The 20,482-nt window shown below is 72.3% G+C and carries 14 protein-coding genes; 8 read left to right on the top strand and 6 right to left on the bottom strand.

Annotation, left to right across the window (positions count from 1 at the left end; all coding sequences use genetic code 11):
- Nucleotides 1-29 precede the first annotated feature (29 nt).
- Nucleotides 30-1,019 carry a DUF4190 domain-containing protein gene (locus amrb99_RS12850; protein ID WP_190856159.1) on the bottom strand — a complete coding sequence of 330 codons (990 nt, stop codon included), beginning with the start codon at nt 1,017-1,019 and terminating at the stop codon, nt 30-32.
- A gap of 155 nt (nt 1,020-1,174) precedes the next feature.
- Nucleotides 1,175-2,326, bottom strand: a complete 1,152-nt coding sequence (locus tag amrb99_RS12845) for a DUF4190 domain-containing protein (RefSeq protein WP_241755517.1) — start codon at nt 2,324-2,326, stop codon at nt 1,175-1,177.
- A 187-nt stretch (nt 2,327-2,513) separates the two neighbouring features.
- Here amrb99_RS12845 and amrb99_RS12840 point away from each other — a divergent pair, with 187 nt between their 5' ends.
- Entirely contained in the window at nt 2,514-4,271 is a 1,758-nt protein-coding gene (locus amrb99_RS12840; RefSeq protein ID WP_190856157.1) for a bifunctional UDP-sugar hydrolase/5'-nucleotidase, read from the top strand.
- A gap of 121 nt (nt 4,272-4,392) precedes the next feature.
- Here amrb99_RS12840 and amrb99_RS12835 read toward each other — a convergent pair whose 3' ends face one another.
- A complete protein-coding gene (locus tag amrb99_RS12835) occupies nt 4,393-6,279 on the bottom strand; it encodes a glycoside hydrolase family 15 protein (protein WP_347256655.1) in 1,887 nt (628 codons plus the stop codon).
- Between the two features lie 338 nt (nt 6,280-6,617).
- On the opposite strand from amrb99_RS12835, the gene ppdK reads away from it, so the two are divergent.
- The 6 genes from ppdK to amrb99_RS12805 all read left to right on the top strand — a co-directional run bounded on the left by ppdK (nt 6,618) and on the right by amrb99_RS12805 (nt 14,880).
- Nucleotides 6,618-9,314, top strand: coding sequence for a pyruvate, phosphate dikinase (gene ppdK / locus amrb99_RS12830; RefSeq protein ID WP_190856156.1), 2,697 nt, complete (start codon nt 6,618-6,620; stop codon nt 9,312-9,314).
- 139 nt (nt 9,315-9,453) lie between these two features.
- A complete protein-coding gene (locus amrb99_RS12825; protein ID WP_190856155.1) occupies nt 9,454-10,260 on the top strand; it encodes a YdcF family protein in 807 nt (268 codons plus the stop codon).
- A 106-nt stretch (nt 10,261-10,366) separates the two neighbouring features.
- A complete protein-coding gene (locus amrb99_RS12820) occupies nt 10,367-11,662 on the top strand; it encodes a deoxyguanosinetriphosphate triphosphohydrolase (protein WP_190856154.1) in 1,296 nt (431 codons plus the stop codon).
- Between the two features lie 130 nt (nt 11,663-11,792).
- The gene (locus amrb99_RS12815; RefSeq protein ID WP_190856153.1) at nt 11,793-13,022 is read left to right on the top strand and encodes an FAD-dependent oxidoreductase; all 1,230 of its coding nucleotides are present in this window, start codon (nt 11,793-11,795) and stop codon (nt 13,020-13,022) included.
- 71 nt (nt 13,023-13,093) lie between these two features.
- The gene (locus amrb99_RS12810) at nt 13,094-14,314 is read left to right on the top strand and encodes an MFS transporter (RefSeq protein WP_190856152.1); all 1,221 of its coding nucleotides are present in this window, start codon (nt 13,094-13,096) and stop codon (nt 14,312-14,314) included.
- A 113-nt stretch (nt 14,315-14,427) separates the two neighbouring features.
- A complete protein-coding gene (locus amrb99_RS12805) occupies nt 14,428-14,880 on the top strand; it encodes a GtrA family protein (RefSeq protein ID WP_194736767.1) in 453 nt (150 codons plus the stop codon).
- 188 nt (nt 14,881-15,068) lie between these two features.
- Here the strand turns inward: amrb99_RS12805 and amrb99_RS12800 are convergent, their stop codons facing one another.
- From amrb99_RS12800 to amrb99_RS12790, 3 genes are all read right to left on the bottom strand, one after another.
- A complete protein-coding gene (locus amrb99_RS12800) occupies nt 15,069-15,926 on the bottom strand; it encodes an isocitrate lyase/phosphoenolpyruvate mutase family protein (RefSeq protein WP_190856150.1) in 858 nt (285 codons plus the stop codon).
- 100 nt (nt 15,927-16,026) lie between these two features.
- A complete protein-coding gene (locus tag amrb99_RS12795; RefSeq protein WP_190856149.1) occupies nt 16,027-16,896 on the bottom strand; it encodes an LLM class F420-dependent oxidoreductase in 870 nt (289 codons plus the stop codon).
- 176 nt (nt 16,897-17,072) lie between these two features.
- Nucleotides 17,073-17,684: a histidine phosphatase family protein gene (locus tag amrb99_RS12790; RefSeq protein WP_206699931.1), complete on the bottom strand. Its 612-nt coding sequence runs from the start codon at nt 17,682-17,684 to the stop codon at nt 17,073-17,075.
- 672 nt (nt 17,685-18,356) lie between these two features.
- Between amrb99_RS12790 and amrb99_RS12785 the strand changes: the two genes are divergently transcribed.
- Nucleotides 18,357-19,634 carry an HNH endonuclease signature motif containing protein gene (locus amrb99_RS12785; protein ID WP_190856148.1) on the top strand — a complete coding sequence of 426 codons (1,278 nt, stop codon included), beginning with the start codon at nt 18,357-18,359 and terminating at the stop codon, nt 19,632-19,634.
- Nucleotides 19,635-20,482: the final 848 nt, after the last annotated feature.

Here is a 20,482-nt window from a genome sequence, read left to right as displayed (position 1 = left end):
GCCGCTTCCACGGCGGCACGCCGGGCCGTTCACCTGCCCAGCACGGACCTCTTCAGCGTCCCCTTGTCCGCCCGGAGGAGGCAGATCACCTTCTGGACGCCGAAGTACCAGGCCTTGGCCGAGGGCCCCACGAAGTCGGTCCTGACGCCGGCGGGCCGGGCGTGGCCCGCGAACGCCTTCGCCGCCCGCCTGCGGCACCCGCGTGCGGCGTTCTCGTCGATGATCTTCTTGCCGGGGTAGGCCCAGGAGACGCCGGAGGTGGCGAGCCCCTCCCACGGCAGGTCGAACGCGGCATAGACCTGCACCTTGTGCGGCTCGGTGCACGCGACGGCGCGGGCCGCCGCGTCCGCGCCCTTCCAGTCGGCGAAGCAGTCGCCGGCCTCGAACTCCTGCAGTGTCTTCCTGGCCGGGTCGAGGGTGGTCGCCAGCGGCGCCGCCAGCGACCCGGCGCCGCCGTAGCGCATCACGCACGTCACATGCCGGTCCCCGGCCCTCCAGGCCGCCTGGTCCGGCTTGTCGAGGTAGACGTCGAGGTCCTCGTAGTACCGGCTCTTCACAAGGAACGCGAGCCGGTCCGTGCACACCTTGGTCGCCTCGCCCGCCAACTTCTTGTCGCCGGGATACTCGGCGTCGTCCGGCAGCGCCGCCTGCGCGACGACCTCGCCGTCATGCGGCCGCGTGCACGGCAGCGCCGTGACGGCCACGTCGGTCGCGCTCTTCCGGAACCCGGCGAAGCAGTCGCCGGCCTGGAGCCGGGAGAGGACGGTCGCACGGCCCTTGCCGCCGTCGCCGGAGGCCCCGTCGCCCGGTGAGAGCAGCATCGCCGCGACGACGGCACCGACGGCGATCCACACCACCGAAGCGGCGATACCGCCGACCGCCATTCCCCGGCCCTTCTCGCCGCGCCGCCCCGTCTGCACGAACGCCGTGACGGCGAACCCCACCGCCAAGGGCGCCAGCCCGACGACGCCGGCGACAAGCGACCCCTTGGCCCACCCGTTCGTCCGCCGCCGGAGCACCGTTTGCGGCGTCTCCGGCGCCGGGGACTCTCCGGCCCCTTCGGCCCGATGCGCCGCACGCTCCGCGGAGGTCTCGCCGAGCGCCGCGTCAGGCGGAGCCCACTCGCTTCCTGCCCCGCCGCTCACCGGAGGCCGGGGGTCGTCGTCGTCCGCGCTCACTTCGGCATCAGCGATCGTTTCAGGGGAGCGCCCGCGGCCTTGAACATGCACACGATCCTGCGGTCGCCCATCTGCCAGCCCTCCTTCGCGGGGTAGCCGAACCACGGCAGGACGTGCTGGGGCGGATCACCCTTGAAGATCTTGGCGGCGCGCTTGGCGCACTGCACCGTGGCCTTCTCCTCGATCGTCCGTTCGGTCGGGTACTTGCCGCCGCCGCGCATGTCGTACGTGGCGTAGACCTGGTACCGGTGCTTCTTCTTGCAGTCGACGAGGTTCAGGAGCGCGCCGTCCTTCCAGTCGTCGATGCAGTCGCCGGCGACCAGCTGCGTGTAGGTCCGCGTTCCCCATTCCGCGCTGGTCAGCGGCGCGGTGAGCTTCTCGGAGCCGGTATAGCGGAGGACGCAGGTGACGTCGTGGCGGCCCTTCGTCCAGGTGCCGCGGCGGGGGCGGTCGATGTGCAGTTCGAGATCGTCGGCGTAGCGGTTGTTCATCAGGAACTCGGTCTTGTCCTTGCACTCCTTCGTCGCCTGGGTGACGAGTTCCGCGTCGCCCGGGTACGGGACGTCGGGCAGCGTGACGACGGCGCCGATCTCGCCCTCGTGGGGCTGGGTGCACGGCGTCTTGGTCACGTAGACGCTGTTGAGGTCCTCTTCGAGCCCGGTGAAGCAGTCGCCGGCGAGCAGGGCCGTGACGCGCGGCTTGCCGCCCTTGGCGGCCGGGGCCTCGTCGCCGCCGCCGGCGGCCTTGTCCAGGACGCCCGTGGCCAGGACGAGGGCGGCGGCGGTGATCCAGGCGGCGGACGCGGCGAGGCCGACGGCGGCGAGGGCACGGCCCTTCTCTCCACGGCGTCCCGCCTGGACGAACGCCGCGATGGCGAAGCCGATGGCGAAGACGACGAGGCCGAAGAGCCCGGTGACCAGCGCGACGATCGCGAACGGATTCGTGCGGCGGCGGCCGGGCGCGGGCGGCGGACCGGGCGGCCCGAGCGGGCCCGGTGGGATCGCTGGGCCGGGCAGGGGCGGTGCGGGGGCGGCGGCGTGCTCCGGCGGCGGGGGAGGCGCGGCGGCGCCGGTGTCCGGCGGGGTCCAGGCGTCCGCGGCGGACGGTTCTCCGGGGGTCTCCTCGACGTCGTCAGCGTCCGGTGGCATTGTCACAGCGGGAAGGTACGCGACCAAGGTCACAAATCGGGCTTTCCTGGCGGCCGTCGCCAAGTTGTGATCATGGCGCTCGGGCACCGTTCACCCCCCGATGATCTCCCCCTCGCCCGCCGGACATCCGGCCCTGATGATCTTCTGCCGATCGGTCCGACCCGGCGGAAGGTGCCTCGTGTCTCGAATGTCCCGACGGCTGGCCGGGGGCGCGCTCGCCCTCGCCGCCCTCACGGCGGGGACGGTGCCCGCCGCGCACGCCGGGCAGCCCGCCCCCGTCGACGTGCAACTGCTGTCCATCACCGACCTCCACGGCTACCTGCAGCCCTCCAACGACGCCGCGAACGGGCAGGTGACGCTGCCGGACGGGACGGTCCTGAAGGTCGGCGGCGCCGCCTACAACGCCGCGCACCTGGAGCGGCTGCGGGAGGGCAGGCGGAACTCGATCCTGTTCTCGGTCGGCGACAACTTCAGCGGCTGGCCGTTCGAGGTCGACGCGTTCCGGGACGAGCCGACGATCGAGGTGCTCAACAAGCTCGGCGTCCGGTTCTCCACGGTCGGCAACCACGAGCTCGACGTCTCCGCCGCGTTCCTCAAGGACCACATGATGAAGGGCCGCTGCTTCGGGGAGGTGGACGTCGACAGCTGCTTCACCGACTCGACGGGACACCGGTTCCGAGGCGCCGACTTCCCCTTCTACACCGGCAACATCGTCGGCGCGAAGACCGGGAAGCCGATCCTGAAGCCGTACAACATCGAGTGGGTGCGCGGGGACGGCGGCCGGAGGATCCCCGTCGGGTTCATCGACCTGACCGTCCCGGACACCCCGACCGGCTCCACGTCCTACCAGCCTGACCTGCGGTCGCTGCCGCTGCTGGAGACGGCGAACCGGTACGCGGCGGAACTGAGGCGGCGCGGCGTGAAGGCGATCGTGGCGAACGTCCACGACGGCGGCTCGGCGGACGGCGCGGGCTTCGACGGCTGCAAGGACCCGCACGGCCCCGTCATCGACTTCGCGAAGCAGGCGTCCCCGGACATCGACGCGATCTTCACCGGGCACTGGCACGCCGGCTTCGACTGCACGATCGCCGACCCGGCGGGGGACCCCCGCCCGGTGATCGAGGGCCTGAACCACGGCCGGCTGATCAGCGAGATCGACCTGCGGCTGGACGGCCGGGGCGAGGTGGTCCGGAGCGCGACCAGGGCCGTCAACCACCCGGTGACCCGCGACATCGCGCCCGACCCGGCGGTGCAGAAGATCGCCGACTACTGGACGGCGCGCGGGAACGCGCTGGCCGCGCGGCCGCTGGCGCGGCAGGCCGGCGACTTCACCCGGGCGCAGAACGGCGCCGGCGAGAGCACGATGGGCGACCTCGCCGCCGACGTCCAGTACTGGGCGGCCGGGACGTCCCGCAAGGGCCGCGCCGATCTCGCGCTCGTCGCGACCAAGCCCGTCACCGGCTCGAACGCGGTCGCGCGGGACCTGCCGTACGCGAAGGGGACCGTCGCCGGCGACGCCGACGGGCGGGTGACGTTCGGCGAGGCGTGGAACGCCTACGGGTACGGCAACCCGATCCTCACCGTCACGGTGACCGGTGAGCAGATCCATCAGGCGCTGGAGCAGCAGTGGCAGGGCGCGAAGTTCGCGCCGTTCGCCGTGTCGGGGAACGTCCGCTACTCCTACGACGCGTCCCGGCCGGCCGGCGACCGCGTGGACCCGGCGGACGTCACGATCGGCGGGAAGCCGCTCGACCCGTCCGGGAGGTACCGGCTGGCGGCGCTCGCCTACACGCTGATCGGCGCGGACGGCTACACCGCGTTCACCGGGTTCACCGGCGCGTACCGCAACGACCTGCCCGACCACGAGGCGTTCGTGGCGTACCTCAAGGCGCACCCGACGATCACGCCCGCGCCGCTGAACCGGGTCGCCCCGGCCGCGAGCTGAACCGCGGCGGCGAGCCGACCCGCGGGCGCCGTGCCGGACCGCGGGCGGCGAGCCGACCCGCGACGGAAAGCGCCGTGGCCGGGGGCGTCCCCGGCCACGGCTCGGTCCCTGTCAGGCCGGCTCAGGCCAGCGGCGGCTGCTCCTGCTCGCCCTCCGCGTTGATCACCTGCATCACCGCGTTGATGAGCGCGAGGTGGGTGAACGCCTGCGGGAAGTTGCCGAGATGCCGCCCGGTGTGCGGGTCGATCTCCTCGGCGTACAGCTGCAGCGGGCTCGCGTACGACAGCAGCTTCTCGCACAGCGCCCGTGCCCGCTCCAGCTCACCGATCATCACCAGCGTGCTGACCAGCCAGAACGAGCAGATGGTGAAGGTGCCCTCCTCCGACTCGAACCCGTCGTCGGTCTCGGTCGCCCGGTACCGCAGGACGAGGTCGTCCTCGGACAGCTCGTCCGCGATGGCGAGCACCGTCTCCCGGACCCGCTTGTCGTCCGCCGGCAGGAACCCGAGCAGCGGGATCAGCAGCGCCGACGCGTCCAGCGCGGTCGCCCCGTAGTGCGCGGTGAACACCCCGCGCTCGTCGAGCGCGTTCGCCAGCACGTCGGCGTGGATCTCGTCGGCGGCGGCCTGCCAGCGCTCCGCCCGCTCCTTGTCGCCGCGGACCCGGGCCAGCCGCGCGCCCCGGTCGGCGGCGACCCAGCAGAACACCTTGGACGAGGTGAAGTGCTGCGGCTCGCCGCGCACCTCCCACATCCCGCAGTCGGGGGTGCGCCAGTTGGCGAGCGCGTCCTCCACCTGCTTGACGACGATCTTCCAGAGCCGGTCGTCGAGCCGGTCGCGCTTGCGCACGAACAGGTAGATCGACCCGATGATCGCGCCCCACACGTCGTGCTGGGCCTGCATGTACGCCTCGTTGCCGATGCGCACGGGGCGGGCGTTGTCGTAGCCGGTCAGGTGCTCGAGCGTGGACTCGGGCAGCTCCTCCCGGCCGTCCAGCCCGTACATGATCTGCAGCTTGCCCTCGGCGGCCTCGGCGACGTCGGTGATGAAGTAGAAGAAGTCGTTGGCCTCCCAGTCGTACCCGAGGGTGTAGAAGGCCCACAGCGCCATGGTGGAGTCGCGGATCCAGGTGTAGCGGTAGTCCCAGTTCCGGTCGCCGCCCGGCGTCTCCGGCAGCGACGTCGTCGCCGCCGCCGCGACCGCGCCCGACGGCGCGAACGTCAGCCCCTTGAGGGTGAGGGCGCTGCGCTGCAGGTGGCTGCGCCACGGGTGGTCGGGGAACCGGCCGCGGTCCAGCCAGTGCTGCCAGTGGTGGACGGTCCAGACGAGCCGCTCCTGCGCCTCCTCCCACGACGACGGCGCCGCGTGCTCGCTCCACGACAGCGCGACGAACCGGGACTCGCCCTGCTTCAGCAGCGTCCGGGCCGTGGCGAGCGACCCCTCGAAGCCCACGTTCATGTCGGTGGTCAGGCGCAGCCCGACGCCGTTCCCGCGCGCGACGGCCTCGTGGTACCCCGAGCCGGTGTGCTCCCAGCGGGCCGGGGTCTGGCCGTAGTCGAAGACCGGCATGCAGTCGAGCCGCGCCTGGACCTGGCCGTTCACGCACCGCACCATCCGCAGCAGGACGTGGTCGGCGTCGTAGTCGGTGGGGGCGCGGCGGTGCGTGTGGGACCGCTCCGTCTCGTGGTGCCACGGCCCCATGAGCAGCGCGTCGGTGACCACGAGCCAGCCCCCGTGCACCCACCAGGTGGTCTCCATCACCATCGTGCCGGGGATGTAGCGCTGCGCGGCGGGCACCTCCACGCCCGCGGGGCCGACCCGGAAGTACCCGGCGTCCCGGTCCAGGATCGACCCGAACACGCTGGGCGAGTCCATCTTCGGCAGGCACATCCACTCGATGTTCCCGCTCGGCGCGACGAGCGCGGTCGTCTCGCAGTCGGACAGGAACCCGAAATCGGCGATCGGGGCGAACGGGTCTCCTGCCCGGCCGCCGGCGACCTTCGGCCTCACAGCCTCACCTCCTTGATCCATCATTCCCTCTCCAGAGCAATGGGTGCGCCAGGAGCGCGGGATGTTTCCCCGGCGCCGGGCGCGCGGTGTGCGGCCTCATGGGCGGCGTGGCCCTCCCGGTACTGGAATAGACCACTTGGAATAGACCATTAAACGGCCTCTGAGCTGCGGAAACGTCGCTCCGCGCATGGGGTGCCGGGAGACCGGGTCATCCGCGGGTACAGTCCCGGCAAACAGGGCAGCGGACCCGCCGCCTGGGAGAACGCGACGGCGCGCGCTCTCCGGCGCGGGGGTCCGGAACTGTCACTGGGTGGAACCGGAGCGAGAAGGAGCTCCCCGTGCCGAAGTTCGTGTACGACTTCACCGAGGGAAACAAGGACCTCAAGGATCTGCTGGGCGGCAAGGGCGCCAACCTGGCCGAGATGACCAACCTCGGCCTGCCCGTGCCCCCCGGGTTCACGATCACCGCGGAGGCCTGCCGGCATTACCTTGAGCACGGGACCCTGCCCGAGGGACTGGCGGAGGAGGTGAACGCCCACCTCGCCGCCCTGGAGAAGGCGATGGGCAAGAAGCTCGGCCAGCCCGAGGACCCGCTGCTGGTCAGCGTGCGCTCGGGGGCCAAGTTCAGCATGCCCGGGATGATGGAGACCGTCCTGAACGTCGGTCTCAACGACGAGTCCGTGCACGGCCTCGCCGCCCAGGCCGGCGACGAGCGGTTCGCGTGGGACTCCTACCGCCGGCTGATCCAGATGTTCGGCAAGACGGTCCTGGACGTGGACGGCGACCTGTTCGAGGACGCCGTCGAGGACGTCAAGCGGGCCCGCGGCACCGAGGACGACGTGGACCTCACCGCCGACGACTTCAAGGAGCTGGTGGACCGGTTCAAGACGATCGTCCGCGAGCGGGCCGGGCGGGAGTTCCCGACCGACCCGCGCGAGCAGATGGACCTCGCCACCCAGGCGGTGTTCGAGTCCTGGAACGCCCCCCGCGCGATCCTGTACCGCCGCCAGGAGCGCATCCCCGTCGACCTCGGCACCGCCGTCAACATCTGCTCGATGGTCTTCGGCAACATGGGGATGGACTCGGGGACCGGCGTCGCCTTCACCCGCGACCCCGCGTCCGGGCACCAGGGCATCTACGGCGACTACCTGCAGAACGCGCAGGGCGAGGACGTCGTCGCCGGCATCCGCAACACCGTCCCGCTGACGGAGCTGGAGCGGATCGACAAGGCGTCCTACGACCGGCTTCTCGAGATCATGGAGACGCTCGAGAACCACTACCGCGACATGTGCGACATCGAGTTCACGATCGAGCGCGGGAAGCTGTGGATGCTGCAGACCCGGGTCGGCAAGCGGACCGCCGCCGCCGCGTTCCGGATCGCCTGCCAGCTGCTCGACCAGGGGCTCATCGACGCCGACGAGGCGGCCCGCCGGGTGACCGGCGACCAGCTCGCGCAGCTGATGTTCCCCCGGTTCGCCAGCAGGGTCGACGGCGTCAAGAAGATCACCAAGGGGATGAACGCCTCGCCCGGCGCCGCCGTCGGCAAGGCCGTGTTCACCTCCGAGCGGGCCGTCGAGTGGGCCGAGCGGGGCGAGGACGTCATCCTCGTCCGCCGCGAGACCAACCCCGACGACCTGTCCGGCATGGTCGCCGCCAAGGGCGTGCTGACCTCGCGCGGCGGCAAGACCTCGCACGCCGCCGTCGTCGCCCGCGGCATGGGCAAGACCTGCGTGTGCGGCGCCGAGGAGCTCGACGTCGACGTCAAGGCCGGGTCGTTCACCGCGCCCGGCGGCGTCACCGTCCGCGAGGGCGACGTCATCTCGATCGACGGGTCGTCCGGCGACGTCTACCTCGGCGAGGTCCCGGTCGAGGACTCCCCGGTCGTCCGGTACTTCGAGGGCGAGCTGTCCGCCGCGGACGGCGACGAGCTGGTCGTCGCGGTGGACCGCGTCATGGAGCACGCCGACGCGAAGGCGGCGATGGCGGTGCGCGCCAACGCCGACAACCCCGAGGACGCCGCGCGGGCCCGCCGGTTCGGCGCGCGGGGGATCGGGCTGTGCCGCACCGAGCACATGTTCCTCGGCGACCGGCGGCGGCTCGTCGAGGAACTGATCCTCGCCGAGGGCGGCGAGGAGCGGCAGGCCGCGCTGGACGCCCTGGAGCCGCTGCAGAAGCAGGACTTCGAGGGCATCTTCGCGGCCATGGACGGGCTGCCGGTCACGATCCGGCTCATCGACCCGCCGCTGCACGAGTTCCTCCCCGACCTCACCGAGCTGTCGGTCAGGGTCGCCCTCGCCGGCGACGGCGCCGACCCCAGGGACCGGAGACTGCTCGAGGCAGTCACCCGACTGCACGAGCAGAACCCTATGTTGGGGTTGCGCGGCGTGCGGCTGGGTTTGGTGATTCCGGGGCTCTTCGCGATGCAGGTGCGCGCGATCGCCGAGGCCGCCGCGGCCCGCCGGGCCGCCGGCGGGGACCCCCGCCCGGAGATCATGATCCCGCTCGTCGGCGCGGTGCAGGAGCTGGAGGCCGTCCGCGACGAGGCGCGCGGCATCCTCGACGAGGTGCGCGAGTCCACCGGCGTGGACGTCCCGGCGCTGGTCGGCACCATGATCGAGCTGCCGCGGGCGGCGCTGACCGCCGGGCAGATCGCCGAGGCCGCCGAGTTCTTCTCCTTCGGCACCAACGACCTCACCCAGACGACGTGGGGATTCTCCCGCGACGACGTCGAGGCGGCGTTCTTCTCCCGCTACCTCGAACTCGGGATCTTCGGGGTGTCGCCGTTCGAGACCCTCGACCGGGAGGGCGTCGGACGGCTCGTCCGGATCGCCGCCGAGGAGGGCCGCAAGGCCCGTCCGGGGATCAAGCTCGGCATCTGCGGCGAGCACGGCGGCGACCCCGACTCGGTGCACTTCTGCCACGAGGTCGGCCTGGACTACGTGTCCTGCTCGCCGTTCCGGGTACCGGTGGCGCGGCTCGAGGCGGGCCGCGCCGCGATCGAGGCGGCCGGTGCCGGAGGCAGCGACAGCCGCTGATCCCGTCCGGGCGGCCGTCCCCGCGCGGGGACGGCCGCCCGGAACCGGGCGTCCGGAACGGGAAATGTGGGGCGTGCAACACGCCGGACCTGCGAACCTCCGGCGCCCGCCGGGCCATCTCACTAACGTGTCCAGAGCGATGACGTTGGAAGTCGAGTTGCCGGACCACGACCCGGACGAGCCCGAGGAGACCGGTGAGCGCCCGCGCGGCCGCAAGAGGCGCGGACGGCGCCCGCGGCCGCTCTGGTTCACCGTCCCGGTGACCGTGCTGTGCAGCCTCCTCGCCATCGCCGTGCTGACCCCGCTGACCGTCGGCGCCCGCGTCTGGTACCAGGCCCGGCAGGACGAGCGGCCCCGCTCGGACGCGATCATCGTGCTCGGCGCCGCGCAGTACAACGGGGTGCCGTCCCCGACGCTGCGGTGGCGCCTGCAGCACGCCCTCGACCTGTACCGCGACAAGGTCGCGCCCGCGATCGTCACCGTCGGCGGCCGGGCGCCCGGCGACAACTACACCGAGGCCGAGTCCGGGCGCCGGTGGCTGATCGAGAAGGGCGGCGTGCCCGCGTCCAAGGTCGTCGCGGTGCCGGACGGGCGCGACACGCTGCAGAGCATGAAGGCGGTCGGGAAGGTCTACAAGGCGCGGCACTGGACGTCCGGCGTGATCGTCACGGACCCGCCGCACGCGCTGCGCTCCAAGCGGATGGCCGAGGACAGCGGCATCAAGGCGGCCGCGTCGCCGACCCGCAGCGGCCCGAGCGTGCAGACCCGCGACACCCAGTTCCACTACATCGTGCGGGAGACCGGCGGGTACCTGTCGTACGTGCTGCTCGGCAAGAGCGTGAAGACGCCGAGCGAGACCATCAAGATCATCCACGGTGATCCGACCGCGACGGTGTCGCCCGGCGCGCCGCCCGGCGGGACCCCCGGGGGCACGCCGACCCGCTGAGCCGCCGCGCCGCCACGGGACCGGGCGCCGCCCGCGCGGGGCGCCGCCGAAACCCGGGGACCCTCCGCCCGCTTACTTTCCCTTTGCCCGCTTACCCTGGAAGCACATGACCCAGAATCCGTTACGCACCGGACGCTCGGAAGGGTCCGGATACTCCGGCACCGACAGGCTGCGCTGGGCGCCCGAGCCCCCCAAGCGCCGCGACCGCACGGCCTTCGAACGCGACCGCGCCCGGGTGCTGCACAGCGCCGCGCTCCGCCGGCTCGCCGCCAAGACCCAGGTCGCCTCGCCGGGCGCGGACGCCGCCGCCGACACCGTGCAGAGCCTGCGCACCCGGCTCACCCACTCGCTGGAGTGCGCCCAGGTCGGGCGGGAGCTCGGCAAGTCCCTCGGCTGCGACCCCGACCTGGTCGAGGCGGCGTGCCTGTCGCACGACATCGGGCACCCGCCGTTCGGCCACAACGGCGAGTCCGCGCTGGACGTCGTCGCCCGCGACTGCGGCGGCTTCGAGGGCAACGCGCAGAGCCTGCGCGTCCTGACCCGGCTGGAGCCGAAGTCGTTCGCCCCGGAGGGCCCGCCCCTGCACGGCCGCAGCGTCGGCCTCAACCTGACCCGCGCGGCCCTCGACGCGGCGATGAAGTACCCGTGGACGCAGGAGGACGCCGTCAACGGCAAGTTCGGCGTGTACGCCGACGACATGGCCGTCGCCCGCTGGGTCCGCGAGGACGCCCCGCCCGGCCGGACCTGCTTCGAGGCCCAGGTCATGGACTGGAGCGACGACGTCGCCTACTCCGTCCACGACCTGGAGGACGCGCTCGTCGCCGGGCACGTCGACTTCGCGCTGCTCGCCGACCCCGCCGAGCGCCGCCTCGTCGCCGCCACCGCCGCCAAGCTGTACTGCGCCGACGCCGACATGAACGAGCTGGAGGAGCGGTTCGCCGCGCTGCTCGCCGAGCCGTACTGGCCGGACCGCTACGACGGCACGCCGCGCAGCCTCGCCGCGCTCAAGAACCTCACGAGCACGCTGATCGGGCGGTTCTGCCTGGCCGCCGAGTCCGCCACCCGCGCCGCCCACGGCGACCGGCCGCTGACCCGGTACGCCGCCGAGCTGATCGTGCCGCGCGCGCAGCGGCTGGAGAACGCGCTGCTCAAGGGCATCACGGCGCACTACGTGTGGATCAGCCACGAGGAGGTCAGGGCCCGCCAGCGCACCCTGATCACCGAGCTGGCGGAGATGATGCTCGCCGGCGCGCCCGCCTCCCTCGACCCCGGGTTCCGCGAGGCGTTCGTGGACGCCGACGACGACGCGGCCCGGCTGCGCGCCGTCGTCGACCAGATCGCCTCCCTCACCGACCTGTCGGCGATCGCGCGGCACCGCCTCCTCGGCGGCCGCCCGCACTAGCCGCACCGCAGCCGTCCGCACAGGGCGGGCACGGGCGCGTGCATTCCGCCCCGACGCGCCGAACGATGGCCCTTGTCTCGTTACGGAGGCCGCTGTAGGGATAGCTACAAGTCATCTACAGGAGGTCGCCATGCCCGAGGAGACGTTCGTCATCGTCGGTGCCGGCCTTGCCGGAGCCAAGGCGGCGGAGACGCTCCGCGAGGAGGGCTTCGCGGGCCGCGTGCTGCTGATCGGCGAGGAGATCGAGCGGCCGTACGAGCGCCCGCCGCTGTCCAAGGGGTTCCTGCTCGACAAGGAGCCCCGCGAGAAGGCGCACGTCCACGAGGCGGACTGGTACGACAAGCACGACGTCGAACTGCGCGTCGGCGTCTCGGTCACGGCGATCGACCGGGCCGCCCACGAGGTGCGGCTGTCGACCAAGGAGCCCATCCGCTACACCCGGCTGCTCCTCGCGACCGGCGCGTCCCCCCGCCGCCTGGAGGTCCCCGGCTCCAAGCTCCAGGGCATCCACTACCTGCGCACCATGGCCGACTCGGCGGCGCTGAAGCAGGCGCTCGCGCACGGCGGCCGGCGCGTCGTCGTCGCCGGGGCCGGCTGGATCGGGCTGGAGACGGCCGCCGCCGCCCGCGCCTACGGCAACGAGGTCACGATCATCGAACCGGAGCCGGCGCCGCTGCACGCCGCGCTCGGTCCCGAACTCGGCCGCCTGTTCGCCGACCTGCACCACGAGCACGGCGTCGACGTCCGGCTCGACCAGGGCGTCGCGGGGTTCTGGGGCGCCGGGCAGGTGTCGGCCGTGGTCACCTCCGGCGGCGCCGAGGTGCCCGCGGACGTGGTCGTCGTCGGCATCGGCGTCCGGCCGAACGCGCGGCTCGCCGAGAAGGCGGGCCTGGAGGTCTCCGACGGGATCCTCGTCGACCAGTCGCTGCGCACCTCCGACCCCGACGTCTACGCCGCGGGCGACGTCGCCAACGCCTACAACCCGCTGCTCGGCCGCCGGATCCGGGTGGAGCACTGGGCGAACGCGCTGAACGGCGGGCCCGCCGCGGCGCGCGCCATGCTCGGCCGGGACGTCGTGTACGACCGCGTCCCGTACTTCTTCAGCGACCAGTACGACCTCGGCATGGAGATGTCGGGCGTCGCCGCGCCGGGGGAGTACGACGAGGTCGTCTACCGCGGCGACGTCGCCGCCCGCGAGTTCATCGCGTTCTGGCTGCACGAGGGCCGGGTCGTCGGCGGGATGAACGTCAACGTGTGGGACGTGACCGGGGACGTCCAGGCGCTGATCCGCTCCGGGCGCCCGGTCGACCGGGCCCGGCTGGCCGACCCGGCGGTGCCGCTCGCCGACCTCGCGGCCTGATCCTCCGCCTCCGATCCTTGTCACCGATCGGCCGTATCGAGCCGGAGCGTAAGGCACGTACAGTCGGCTGGGTGGTGACGGAGGAGATCGCCGCGCCGGTGCGGGCGCGCCTGGCGGTGACGGTGGCGTTCGTGGCGCACGGCCTGCTCGGCGCGGCATGGGTGGCGCGGATTCCGCAGATCAAGGAGCATCTCGGGCTCGGCGCGGGCACGATGGGCGTCGCGCTGCTCGGCGCGCCGGTCGGCGTGGTCGCGGCGGTCCGGTTCGCCGGCCGGATCGTGCACCGCTGGGGCAGCCGCGCCACGACGATCGCCGCCGGGGCGGCGGGCGCGCTGTCGCTCGTCCCGCTGGGGCTGTCGTGGAACCTCGGATCGCTGATCTGCTCCCTGGTGCTGATGGGCGGCTCGCTCGGCCTGATGGACGTGGCGATGAACGCCCAGGGCGTCGCCGTCGAGCGCGGCTACGGGCGCCCGCTGATGTCCGGCCTGCACGGCGCGTACAGCATCGGGACGCTGCTGTCGGCGCTGGTCGGATCCGCGGCGGCGCACGCGGGCGTCCCGGTGGCGGTGCATCTGACGATCGCGGCGGCGGTGCTGGTGCTGCTGCTCCTGGTCGGCTGCCGCGACCTTCTGGACCGTTCCATCGATGCGCTCCCGGACCCGGTGGCCCCCGCCCTCGACGGCGCCTCCGGAGCGCCGGACGGGGCGGGCTCCAAGCGGCGCGGGTCCGCGGCCGCCCGCGCCGCCCGCTGGCCGCTGATCATGCTCGGCGTCATCGGGCTCTGCTCGTTCGTCGGCGAGGGCGCCATGGCCGACTGGAGCGCCATCTACCTGCGGGAGAGCCTCGGCACGGGACCCGGCGCGGCCGGGCTCGGCTACGCCGGATGCGCGATCGCGATGACCGCCGGCCGGCTCGCCGGCGACCGCGTCGTCGCCCGCTTCGGCCCCGTCACCGTGCTCCGGACCGGCTCGCTGGTCGCGGCGGCCGGGCTCGCCCTCGGGCTGCTGCTCGCGCACCCGGTGGCCGCCGTGTCCGGTTTCACGCTCTTCGGCCTCGGCGTCGCCGTCGTGGCGCCCGTCACGTTCAGCGCCGCCGGGAACGTCCCCGGCGTCCCGGCCGCCGCCGGGATCTCCCGGGTCACCGGCGTCGGCTACCTCGGCCTGCTCGGTGGCCCGCCCGTCATCGGATTCGTCGCGCAGGGCGTCGGGCTCGCGTGGGCGCTGGCCGTCCCGGCCGCGCTCGCGGGGCTGATCGTCCTGCTGGCCCCGGCCACCGCCACCGCCGAGCGCTGAGCGCCCCACCCCGCGCCCAGGCCGGTGCGGCCACGGATGGGGGCAGGCCGATTTGGCCGGGTTGTGACGTCGTTATATGTACCGTTCAGGTAAGGTCTGGGCGAGTGAGCACCATGCAGCGGTCGAGACCGGCGAAAACGGTCTCGTCCGCACCCGCGTACCGGGCGTTCCTCCGCGAGCTGCTCAGCTTCGGACTCGTCGGGTTCGTCGGCACCCTCATCATGATCTTCGGCGCCAACCTGATGCGCGCCTGGCTCGGCGGCAGCCCCGTGACCAGCGTCGCCGTACCGACCGTCGTGTCCACGCTGAGCTCCTACCTGCTCAACCGCTACTGGACGTTCCGGCACCGCGACAGCGACGGCTCCGGCCGCGAGTTCGCGATCTTCTTCGCGCTGAACGGCGTCGGCCTCGGGATCCAGATCCTGTGCACCGGCTTCACCTACTACTCGCTCGGGCTGCACGGCGGCATCGCCTACAACCTCGGCCTCCTCGCGGGCGTGGTGCTCGGCTCGGCGTTCCGCTACTGGTCGTACAAGAAGTGGGTCTTCACCACGGCGGCCGCCTGAGCCGGACCCGATCACCGTCGCCGCACTCGGCTCCGTCCCCGCCGAGGTCAACGGGAAGCCGGGCTCGCTCGCTCCGCAACCCTGCGGGGCGGCCGAGGGGCGATGTTCTGGACGTGTGAGGCGTCGCGGTCCGCCCCGTCCTGAGCCCGAGAAGCCAGCCGCCGGCTGGTGGGCGACTTGTTCCGCCGTCAGCCGGCGGCGGTGCGGCGCATCGCGCCGTCCAGTTCGAGGGGCGAGACGCTGCCGGCGGTCGCGTCCAGATCGCCGTCCCGCAGGAACGCCTCGGCCGCCCGCAGCACCGCCGTGTAGGCCGCGCCCGCCAGCGCCGTTCCCACGCTGACGCGCCGAACGCCCGCCTCCGCCAGCATCGCCACCGTCGGGCCGCCCGCGAAGAACGACCCCGCGTTGACCGGGATCGGGACCGCGGCCGTCAGCGTCCGCAGCAGGCCGAGGTCCAGAAGTCCCGGGACGAACAGGCAGTCCGCGCCCGCCTCCGCGTACCGGCCCGCCCGCGCGATCACCTCGTCCAGCCGCCCCGCCGGGTCGCCGACCTGGTGGAAGAAGACATCGGTGCGCGCGTTCACCACCAGGTCGGGCACGCCCGCACCCGCCGCGGCCGCACGGGCCGCGGCGATCCGCTCCGCCTGCGCGCCGGGCGGGTGCAGCGGGCTGCCCGCCGGACCCGGCGAATCCTCCAGGTTGATCCCGGCCGCGCCCGCGCCCACCACTACCTCGACCGTCGCCGCCACATCGCCTGCGCCGGGACCGTACCCGCCCTCGACGTCCGCGGAGACCGGAACGCCGACCGCGCCCGCGATGCGGTGCACCGCCGCCGCCATCGCGTCGCGGCCGACATGCTCGCCGTCCGGCCTGCCGAGCGCCCAGGAGACCGCCGCGCTGGACGTCCCGATCGCGGGCGCCCCGGCCCGCTCGATCATCGCCGCGCTGCACGCGTCCCAGGCGTTCGGCAGGACCAGCAGCCCCTCGTGGTACGAGCGGAACAGCCGCGCCTTCTCATTGACCGTCGTGTCTCGGGTCGCCGTCATGCCGCCGAACCTAGGTCGGCGGACCGGCCCAGCAGAAGAGCCAATTCCAGCCCATCCGGCTGAGCCGGTCCATCCCGGCGCTGAGCGGGCCTCTCTCGGTTCAGCGCCCCGCCGGGACGATCTTCTCCGTCTGCGCGAGGGCCTCCGCGAGGATGCCCGTCAGGTCCTGGCCCGTGCCCTGCGAGAAGATCACCTCGTCCACGCCCTGCTCGGCGAGCCGCCCGACCGTGTCGACCGCCGCGCCGACCGACGGCGTCCCGGTGAAGAAGGTCAGCGACGTCTTCTCGATCTCGGCGTAGTCGCGGCCCTCCCGCTCGCAGTGCTCGCGCAGCACCTCCAGCTTCCGGGGCAGCTCGTCGCCGTCGAAGATGTTGCAGGCGTCCGCGTACTTCGCGACGAACCGCAGCGTCTTCTTCTCGCCCGTGCCGCCGATCAGGATCCGCGGATGCGGCCGCCGCAGCGACTGCGGCGAGTTCAGCGGACGCTCCAGTTGGTAGTGCTCGCCCTGGAACGCCGACTCGTCGCCGTCCCACATCTGGTGCGCGATCCGCAGCGTCTCCTCCAGCCGCTCGAACCGCTCCGCCGTCGGCGGGAACCGCACGCCGAGCCCGCGCGACTCCTCCTCGTTCCAGGCCGCGCCGATGCCGAGCCAGGCCCGCCCGCCGGACAGGACGTCCAGCGTCGTCACCGTCTTCACCAGGATGCCGGGGTGCCGGTACGTCACGCCGGTGACCAGCGTGCCGAGCGTGATCCGCTCCGTCAGCGCCGCCGCGTAGGCGAGCGCCGTGTAGCCCTCCAGCATCGGGTCGTCCGCCGGGCCCACCATGTTGATCTGGAAGAAGTGGTCCATCACCCACAGCGAGTGCAGACCGCCCTGGTCCGCCTCCTTCGCGATGCGGGCGAACGTCGGGCCGATCTGCTCCGGCCCGCCGGGAAAGGTGAAGCTGGGCACCTGGAGTCCGATGCGCATAGCGGTTTCCTCGCGTTCGTCGATTGCTCATGCCGGCGTGATGCCTGCCAATGACTCTGCGACCTGGAGCGCGCTCCAGGTCAAGTCCGGTGTTCGCTGCATACCCAACCGGCATGAGGGCAGTCGCGGCCTCCCGCTCTGCGGTTCCTCTGCCTGTGACCCGGCACTTGTGATGATCAGGCCCCCGGTGAGCCTCCCGGCCAGGTGACACAGCGCCATCCCCGGGCATCGAGGAGAACCCGGAACGGGACGGCATGCGGCAGCGGCGAGCCCCACACCGCCGAGCCGAGCCCGCACAGCACGCTCACCCCTGCGGTGAGGCTCGCCACATGCCCGACAACGGCGACCGAGCCGCCGCCCCGGTGCGCGCCCGCGATCGTCTCGAACGCCTCCGCGATCCGCGCGACCACCGCACGGCCCGTCTCGCCGTCGCCGACCCGTGCGTCCAGATTCCCGTCCACTACCCATGAGCGCAGCACCGCCGCAGTCCGCGCCCGTGTCGCCGGATCCGTTCTGCCTTCCAGACCGCCGATCCCCACCTCAACAAGCTCGGGCATCGCAGTGACCGCCACGCCTTGGGCACGGGTGATCGCCTCCGCCGTCTGCCACGCGCGCTCGGCCGTGCTCGCGTAGACGTGTTCGACCGGTGTCAGTGCGCGTGCCATCGCGGCGGCCTGCACGCGCCCGCGCGCCGTCAGCGGCGCGTTCGGCAACGCTCCGGCGAGGCCCGCGACGACGTTCTCAGACTCCGCATGCCGAAGGCATATCAGTTCCAGGACGCCGTCCATGGGGGAATGGTATTCGGGTTTGGATTAAGTGTGGATGGGATCGGTGGCCGGGGCGGGGAGTGTGGGGTGAGGGGTGCCGTAGGGACTTATTGCCAGTGTGCTGTGGTCGGAACCAGGGCGCGGGTGCCGCGGGGCTCGGGTTGCAGAGCCTTTGGTCTTGGAGGTGATTGGCGGTATTTAAGGTGCGGCTTCGGGTGATCGCTGAATTTTAGTTCAGGTGTTCTTTGTGGATGTTCGGGAGATGGGGAGATGGGAGATGGAGGGTGTTCGGGAGACGGAGCGATGGGGTGTTGGGGCGGTGGCGCGAGACGGGTTCTTGGATGGGGAGATGGGGTGTTCGGGTGGTGGGGTGGCGCTTGCGTACGGGGCCGCCCCTCCAAAGTCAAGGGCGCCTTCGGCGTCGCTTCGCGATGGACTTCGTCCACCCTTGACTTTGGAGCCTCTGCGGCCCCTAGGCAGGTGATGGGGGCAGGCTCCGCCTGCCCCGCCCCCGGGTCGCGCCACCCCACCACCCCCCTCCGTAAGCTACGAATCTCCCTTGCGAGAGGCGCGAAGAGCAGCAACAGGCCACGTGGTCCGGCCGCCTTTCCCACCCGAAAAATACCGAGAAGAATGTGGCCCGAACGGCCTTGAACGGCCTCGAATGTCGGTCACACAGGGTACTATTTACGTATGCAATCAGTGACGGTCGACCTTGAGGCCGCGTCCACCATGGAACTGGTGAACGCGCTCTCAACCATCGCCACTGAACTCGCATCGCGAGAAGCCCCCGAATCAGCGGCCGCGTGCCTGGAACTCACCGAAACCCTGGTGGCCGCGTCCGATCTGCAGGAAAGCGTCCTCGCTGGATTCATCGGCCGAGTCGACGCCGCCGGAGAGCAGGCCCGGTGGGGATTTCCCTCCACCCAGGCGTGGCTGCGGTCGCGGCTGGGCATGCGCGACAGTCGAGCCAGGGAGCGCCTCACTCTCGCGCGGCAGCGCCACCGCCTGCCGGAGGTTTGCGCACAGTTGGCGGCCGGGGAACTGTCCTACGGCTACGCCGCCACCGTCGCCGACTCGGTCGCGCGCCTCGACGACACCGACTGCGCCGAGGCCGAGACAATCCTCCTCGGGTTCGTCGAGCAGGGCTTCTCGGCCGGGAAGGTAGCCGCGTTCGGCCGCCGCATCCGCGACCTCATCGCCGAACGCGACGACACCGAAGAAGCACCGGATGAGGACACCAAGCGCGGCTACGACAAGTCGTGGATCACGACCACGCGTTCGCTGGACGGCGGCCGGTACGTCAAGGGCTGGCTGAACCCCGAGGACGCCGCGATCTGGGACGGCGCCCTGGCGCCGCTGGCCAAGCCGGCCGGGCCGGACGACCGTCGTGACCTCGCCGAGCGGACGGCGGCGGCGCTGTCGAGCGTGTTCTCGGGCGGGCACAAGGCGTCCAAGGTCACCGTGGTCTGTGACCTGGAGACGCTGACCGGAGGCAACGCCCCGGCCCGCCTGCCCGACGGCACCCCGATCCCCGCCGCCCAGGCCCGCCGCATCGCACTGGCCGCCGGAGTGTCACCCCTCCTCCTTGGACGCGGCAACACCCCGCTCTACCTTGGCCACCGGGAACGGTTCGCTTCCGCAGCACAGCGGCAGGTGCTGGAGACGCTGTACTCCTCGTGCGCGGTGCGAGGCTGCGAAGTGCCCGGGACGCTGTGCGAAGTGGACCACGTGCACGGCTGGGCGCTCGGGCGATCGCCCACCGACATCGACCAACTCGCACTCACCTGCGGATGGCACAACCGCTTCAAACACACCAACCCCGACCAGATCCAGATCACCAAAGATCAGGACGGGCGATACGTCTACCGGCTACTCCCACCACCCGACGCCAGAGGACCAGCAGCCGGGGCCGGGCCACCAGGCAGCATCGGCCCACCCGATAGCCCTGCGCTCGACTGGGCCGCATAACCACCCACCACTGCAACACCGCTCCCAGCCGTGCCCTGTGCCGGCCCGCCCGCATCCACACCGATGACGGGCGGCCCCGGCACGCCCACACCACAGGCGACCGTCCCACACCGGTGGCGCATGCCCACCGGACGGCCCGTCGGAGACCGCCCAACCGGCCACTCCGCCGCCCACCAGACCGGCCCGCCCACACCGCCCCTGGACTGGACCGCGTCACCACCCACCCTCGGCAACACCACACCCGGCTACGCCCTGCGCCGGTCCGCCCGCATCCACACCGATGACGGCGGCCCCGGCGTGCCCGCACCACAGGCGACCTTTCCGCACCGGCTGCGCCTGTCCTGTCCAGACGGTGCTTAGCGGAGGCCCCGGCCCACCCGTTCACTACGCCGCCCAGCAACACCGACCGACACCGCCCCGGACCAGAACCGCAAAACCCACCCCGCCCCGGCGCGACCCCCACCCCGGCCACGCCTTGCGCCGGTCTGTCCGCATCCACCGCCACGGCGGGTGAGCCAGCCTGCCCATGACAATGCGATGCCGACACGACAGCGCGATACCGATGCAATGGCCAACGCCGCCGCCTGGGTGAACGCAGCGCATTCCCTTTCAGACCGCAACGCCAGAGCACGCCAACACCGCATGGAAGACGGCTCTTCCTGCTTACCCTTCGAACCCTTTGCTCCCCCTTCGCACCACACAGCAGGGGATTTCGTCCCTGACGGAGGGGGGTGGTGGGGTGGCGCGACCCGGGGGCGGGGCAGGCGGAGCCTGCCCCCAACACCTGCCCAGGGGCCGCAGAGGCTCCAAAGTCAAGGGTGGACGAAGTCCATCGCGAAGCGACGCCG

This window comes from Actinomadura sp. RB99, from assembly GCF_014706005.1.
In the GTDB taxonomy this organism is placed as follows: Bacteria; Actinomycetota; Actinomycetes; order Streptosporangiales; family Streptosporangiaceae; genus Spirillospora.
This window is presented reverse-complemented; position numbering and strand designations above follow the sequence as displayed.